This window comes from Rothia sp. HMSC065C12 (assembly GCF_001812085.1).
Lineage (GTDB): Bacteria > Actinomycetota > Actinomycetes > Actinomycetales > Micrococcaceae > Rothia > Rothia mucilaginosa.
In genome coordinates this window covers 39,906-46,703 of record NZ_KV807669.1, presented here as the reverse complement: position 1 = coordinate 46,703, position 6,798 = coordinate 39,906, and the positions used below count along the sequence as shown (strand labels likewise).

Annotated in this window: 4 protein-coding genes; all 4 read left to right on the top strand. The window is 52.8% G+C overall.

Features of this window, described 5'->3' with window-relative positions:
* The coding region (locus HMPREF2836_RS09045) for a pentapeptide repeat-containing protein (protein ID WP_141752086.1) at window positions 1-1,085 on the top strand (1,085 nt) is incomplete at its 5' end.
* 159 nt (window positions 1,086-1,244) lie between these two features.
* A complete protein-coding gene (locus HMPREF2836_RS00245; protein WP_070628975.1) occupies window positions 1,245-2,888 on the top strand; it encodes a pentapeptide repeat-containing protein in 1,644 nt (547 codons plus the stop codon).
* 169 nt (window positions 2,889-3,057) lie between these two features.
* A complete protein-coding gene (locus tag HMPREF2836_RS00240) occupies window positions 3,058-4,722 on the top strand; it encodes a pentapeptide repeat-containing protein (RefSeq protein ID WP_070628974.1) in 1,665 nt (554 codons plus the stop codon).
* A 789-nt stretch (window positions 4,723-5,511) separates the two neighbouring features.
* Window positions 5,512-6,798: pentapeptide repeat-containing protein (locus tag HMPREF2836_RS00235; protein WP_246822783.1), on the top strand; the 1,287-nt coding region annotated here is incomplete at its 3' end.

The following is a 6,798-nucleotide window of genomic DNA, read 5'->3' as shown; positions in this document are numbered from 1 at the left end:
AAGTAACCTTCAACGGAGAAGCCAACTTCTCCGCCCAAGGCGATATAAAAACTGTTTTCGGAGAAAAAGCCACTTTCAACGACGTACAGTTCCATAAAGAAATTTCATTTAATACAGTCATTTTTAAAGGAATTGCAGATTTTAGCACCAAAAGTATAGAATATCCTAATGAAACTTTTATGAGTGATGCGGAATTTGTAAATACGCACTTCAAAAAAACTGCAAATTTTTCACGCATACATTCCCATTCGAATAACAATTCCCATAAGATTTACTTTAAAGAAGTCGACTTCCACGAAGACTCCCTATTTAATGACACCATTTTTCAGACAGATGTGCACTTTGAGAAAGCTGTTTTTCATGGCGAGGCAAAATTCAACGATGCAACTTTCCTAAAGTCTGTGAAATTTTATAATAAGACAAAATTTCAGAATAAAGCCGTTTTCTCTGGACTTACTGTTTCGGAGAACACTGAGTTTGAAAGCGTATCCTTTGCCGATAAATCTTATTTCAATGGGGCTACTCTTGGAAATTCTGGAACAACAAATCAGCAAAAAACTTGTTTTTATAATTCCAGCTTTGATGGAGTTGCAGATTTTTCCAATATCAATTTTTGCAGCATCAATGAATTTATAGATCTCTATTTCTCTAAAGAGGTATCTTTCTACGATTCAATATTTACAGGCGATACTTCATTTATTCAACATCCTAATACGCATTTTGTATTCAATAAATTAGCTGGCCCCAAATATAACGAAAAAGCGGAATTTTCCGATGCAAAATTCGAAGGAACATTGCACTTTGAGAATATTGAATTCAATGATGGGGCAGATTTTATTAGGACAGTTTTTTACGAAGAATCAAATTTTGAAAATATTCTTTTCAAGAATTCGTCACCTGATTTTAAAGATGCAAAATTTACAGTCCATTCAAGTCATCGGTTCACAACTTCCCAGAATTCAGTTCCTTGCAGAAGGAAAAAAGTCAGAGTCCCTCGAGACAATACGTTAAAGGCACGTAAAATTCCGATTGGGTCATACTTATTTGATGATGACCCAGATAACCCAATAGCCGGACCGGCATAAAATGATTAGCCCTGTCACGCAGAGTGTGACAGGGCTAATCATTTTAATGAGATACTCCGCTTCTATGTCGAGAAATATCTCAAGGTGAGAGCCTAAAAGAGTGGGGTCCTCCCCTATGCTGGTTATAAGCCAGCACCGGAGCAGGAAGGGCACACCACCATGAACCTCAACAAACTCTTCACCGCGCTGCGACAACGCAAAAACACCCCAGCACGCAACCAGCCGGCCGAGCGGCACGAACGCTACACGCACGCCCTCGAACAATTCCTCGACGGGCAGCCCGCCACACGCCTGAGCGGGGTGTACACGCTCGTAAACCTCGCAGACGAATGGCTCGCCGACACTTCCCTCCCCGAGCAGGTGCGCCGCGAGGAAGCCCAAGCCATCGTCGACGCGCTAACCGAGTGCATCCGCACGCCCTACCCCCTCGCACAGAAACGGCAGATTCTAGAATCAGGCGAGACTCCCGAAGGATACGAAGACGACTTCGCGCACGATCAGGTGGCGCTACGCGAGGAACAGCTGGTACGCCGCACCGTCTTCATTGAGCTCAGCCGCCGCCTCGCCGCAGTCGCCGAAAGCAGCAAGGCAGACAATAAGAAGAACCAGCACACGGTGCCGTCGCTATCGCCGACATGGGCTGACCTGCGCTTCGACTTTGGCGGCGCCCCCATCTTCTACCCGCTACAACAGCTGCACTTTCAGAACGCCGATTTCGCCTCCGCAACCTTCTATGGTCCGGCGGATTTTTCCGGCGCAACCTTCAGCGGTGACACCAGCTTTTCCGCGGCGCAGTTCACGGCTAACGTCTCCTTCGACAGCGCGAACTTCAACGACTGGGTGGGGTTCAGCGCCGCCCACTTCGCAGGCGCGGCTAAGTTCAGCGGGGCACGCTTTGCGGATACCGCAAGCTTCGCAACCGTAACCTTCACCGGCACGGTCAACTTCTCAGACGCGGTCTTTTCAGCTACGGCTGACTTCGCGGTAGCCTCCTTCGAGTCCGACGCCGACTTTTCACGCTTGAACACCGCGGGCATAGCGAGCTTCGCGGCGGTCACCTTCGGCGGAGAGGCAATATTTACCGCCTCCACGTTCCACGATGAAGCACACTTCGCCGCCTCGGTCTTCAACCGCCCGGCGGTGTTCTCCAAGTCGCTGTTCGGCGGGGCCGCGCGCTTTGCCGGTGTAGTCACCAAGCAGTCCGCGATGTTCAGCAACGTACGCTTTGCGAGCGCGGCGGACTTTAGCGGGGCGTCGTTCACGCAGTACGAGGATTTTGGTGGGGCGCGGTTCGACGGCGATGTCACGTTCAGCCGGTCGTCGTTTATTGCGCTGCCGAGGACGAGCTATGAGATGGACTTCCCGCAGTACGCGAACTTCGGTAACGCGGCATTTGCGCAGGATGCCGACTTTAGTGAGGCGACGTTCACGGCGCATGTCGGCTTCTACAAGGCGACGTTCGCGCGGGAGGTGAGCTTCAACGGGGCGAGCTTTGAGGGCGCCTACTTCGCGGATGCGACGTTCGGTCATGGCGCGGATTTCAGGCAGACTAGCTTCATGTATGTTAAGCCGTCCTTTGAGGCTTTGGAGAGGCGGCTGCAGAGGGCACGGTTCTCGGCGCACGCGGATCCGCAGGATTACTTGTTCGAGACGCGCCCGGAGAGCCCGCACGGTTTCAGCTGCGGCACGGCGGAGCTTCTTAATAGAACGTTCATTCTCCCTATCGGCGCTGTGCTGTATGACCCGAATTCCTGGGACGAAGAGAAGCAGGACTACACCCGCTTCAGTGAACCCGCGCAGTAAAACCTAGCTCTTCCCCGCCGTCGGGGAAGCTCCCACACACATGCACAGACCCCGCCCGTGCATCCAACGCTGGCGGGGTTCTTGCTTTTGACCCACAACCACCCAAGCCCAGCAGCTTTACCTTATGCTGAGTATGACCCGCCCCTTTCAACGATGACAGGAGAACCACATGCATCTCGCACCCAGCACCGCGTGGGTTTGGATGATAGCTTGCGCAGTCGTCATTCTGTTTTTCCCGCTCGCCGCGCAGTTCGGCAATCTCAAGGGGAAGCTGTCGAGCTTCCGCACCTGGGTTTGGGCTATCGCGCTCTTGGGCATCGTCACGGCGGGTTTTATGCCTTTCGCCTTTGACCCTGGCATCGCCAATTTTGAGGTTCAGCCGTTCATCTTCTTCATCACCGGCACCCTGCTGGGCGTTCTCTTTCTTGGGGAGTTCCACCGCATGAACACCCAGAAAAAGCTGGAACACCCCCAGCGAGTACATGCCGAGCGCCGTACCCGTTACAGCAAGGCAGTTGAGCAGCTGGCGTATCCGAACCCGGCAGTCCGTGCGAGCGCCATCAGCACGCTTGCGGGTCTGGTTGATGAGTGGCTCGCTGACGAGCAACTCAGCGTTGAGGCCCGGCAGAAGGAGGGGCAGGTCATCGTCAATGCCCTCTGCGCTTATGTTCGTTCGCCGTTCGCGCGGGCATTCAAGGCAGAAGCTTTTGAATCCGATACGCCGCCCGCTAACTATGCGGGTGATTTCGTTACGGATCTGGCGGCTTTCCGTGGTGAGCAGGATGTTCGCCGCAGCGTCTTCGTTGAGATGAGTAAGCGCAGCGGCACCCTTGCCGAAAATGAGAAGGGCGAGGTGGCTGTTGTCCCCGGCGCATGGAGCGGCTTTGAGTTCGATTTCAGCCGGGCTGTCGTCTTCTACCCTCTCGACGGTCTGACTATTGAGAGCGCCAATTTCTCAGTGGCGAGGTTCTGCAACGGTTCAGATTTCAGCGGGGCAGCTTTTGTAGGAACCGTGGATTTCAGCCGCGCAACCTTCGGAGAGATCGCGGGGTTCGGTGACGCAACCTTTGCTGGCGAGGGGAACTTCAGCCACGCAACCTTCACACGGAGCGCTAACTTCGGGGGAGCGTCCTTCGTCCAGAGCGCGCATTTCGACGGCGTGAAGTTCATGCAGAAGGCGCATTTTGGCGGGGTGAAATTCACTCAGGATACGAACTTCAGTGGGGCGGCCTTCATCCAGAATGCTAGTTTTGGCGGGGTAAATTTTGCTCAGAACGCAGACTTCAGCTGGGCTGTGTTCGCTCAAAACGCGCACTTCATCGGGGCCGTTTTCGGTCAGATTGCAGACTTCAATGGGGCAACTTTTACCCAAGATGCCCGCTTCAGTGAGACGGCTTTCGCGCAGGTCGCATGCTTCAAATGGGTGACTTTCACGCAAACCGCTGACTTTAGCGAGGCGGCTTTTGACCAAGGTGCAGATTTCAGTGAGGCTACCTTTGAGGCTGACGCTGAGTTCTACGGAGCGTCCTTTATGGGCGTTGCAGATTTCTGCGATGTGTCTTTCGTGAAGAGCCCGCCGCTCTTTGCTGTTGAGGATGCTGACTCGGGCGAGATATGCCAGGCTCGGTTCGCTGTGCTGTCTGCTGGTTCGGAGTCTACCGGTCAGGCGGCGCATAACTTCACGGTGTATGAGGGCAGTCAGCCTATTCCGCTGGGTACGGCTATTCTGAACGGCGTGGGCTACCGCATCCCGGTCGGTGCGGTGCTCTTTGATCCGGTGTCCTGGGATGAACGGCAGAAGGAGTACACGCGCCTGAGTGAGCCTGCGCAGTAATATCCCGAGGCCCCGCCACATCTTCCATGTGGCGGGGCCTCTGCGTGTGCGGTGGACGCTATCGGGCAGCCGGGCAAAAATAAGAAACGACGCGAAAAACCCCGCTTGAGCGAGTAGGCTCTAGCGGGGTTTTTTCGATTCTTTTCTACCCGGATTTGTTCATTGCTTTCCAGTGGTATTACGCCACGTCTGAGATAAACAAAATTTAAATTGGGTAGCAAAAATACGCGGAATGTGTGTCATCTGCTAAAATCAGCAGTGACAACGCAATTCCGCGTTGCCTCTAATTTACAAATTAAATAGAGAGGAGGTGAACTCCTATGAACAAGGACCACTTTTGGGTACTTGTTGAACGGGGTAGCTATGTAGCCACTCTGTTCCTTGCTCTCGTAGAGATGTGCGACCTGCTTATTTCGCGTCTCTACTAGATTCTCACGTGGAGCTACTGGCAATGCTGCAACATTGCTGGTGGCTCCACTTTTATTTTATGGTCATTATGAATAAGGACTTGCCCTGTACATATGACCGTATATCTAATAATGTAGCGTAATTCTTAAGACATAACAACACGACAGCACTAATTACGCCATTATTGTATCCGCCGTCAGGAACAATATCGCCTATTTTGAGGATTTCCACCCCCACCTCGCCTGCCGCAGATAGCAGAAGCACCGTCTGTGCATCTCATGCAGGCGAAGCCCCCGTTGATGACCGGACGCGACTCACGGCAAGTAGCTTTACCCTATGCTGGAAGGTGAACATTCCTATCAGAGAGGACAGGAGAACCTAGTGCCCAGCAATAACACATCATCGGCTCCGGAAAACCCGGTAATCCCAAAAGCGCAGGAGAAGCCTTGGTATATCCAACACTTTACTAAGCTCCTCATTGGCTTTGGTCTGGGTGGCGGCGCGGTTGCGGTTCTTCTGCCTTGGATGCTGTGGTTGTTCTGCGGCATGAGCTCTGGCAGTTCAGATCAGCTGCGCCTGCATCTTCTATACGTCACTGGCGGCATTATTGCGGTTCTAACCCTTCTGCAGACTAATTGGAAGAACCAGGGTGACCGCCTCAAAATCGACGCCGATATCAAGAAGAATGAGCAGGACGCAAAGAACGAGGCTGCAAAACGTGAACAAGATGCTGTCAAGAGTGAACGTGACCATACCCGCCAGGTTCATGCTGAACGCCGTGGCCGCTACACCAAGGCTGTAGAGCAGCTAGCTGATGAGAAAGCGACTGTCCGTCTGGGCGGTATCTATACCCTTGTGGGTTTGGTCGATGAGTGGCTAACCGATGACACTCTCGAGGTAGAAGAACAACAAAAAGAAGGTCAGGTGATTATCAATAACCTCTGCTCCTATATTCGTTCGTCCTTTCCTCTTGCACGAAAGGCAGAAGTACTTGACTCCGACATAGAACCTACTGACTATGAGGGGGATTTCGCCAAGGACCAGGCGGTATTTCGTGAAGAACAGGATGTACGCCGCTCTATCTTTGATGAGATGAGCAAACGAAGCAGCTCCTTTATCAAGGATAAAGAAGACAAGGTAGTTGTTATTCCTGGCGTCTGGAGTAACTTCGATATTGATTTCAGCCGAGCATCAATTTTCTACCCCTTGAACAACCTCACCATTGAACAAGGCAATTTTGCCTCCGCCCGATTTTACGATGGAGCAGATTTCCGGGGTGCGATGTTCGCCGGACACGCGCACTTCAGGGGCGCGGAGTTCACCGAAGACGCATACTTCGCAGACGCTAGGTTCACCAGAGGCGCAGATTTCCGGGGTGTGATGTTCGCCGGACACGCACATTTCAGGGGCGCGGACTTCACCAGAGACGTCTACTTCGGGCACGCGAAGTTCACCAGAGACGCATACTTTACGGACGCGGAGTTCACCGGAAACGCACACTTCTGGGATGCGGAGTTCACCGGAAACGCACACTTCAGAGACGCGGAGTTCACCGAAGACGCACATTTCACGGACGCTAGGTTCACCAGAGGCGCAGACTTCATGGGTGCGGAGTTCGTCGGAGGCGCAGACTTCATGGGTGTGGAGTTCGCCGGAGACGCAGACTTC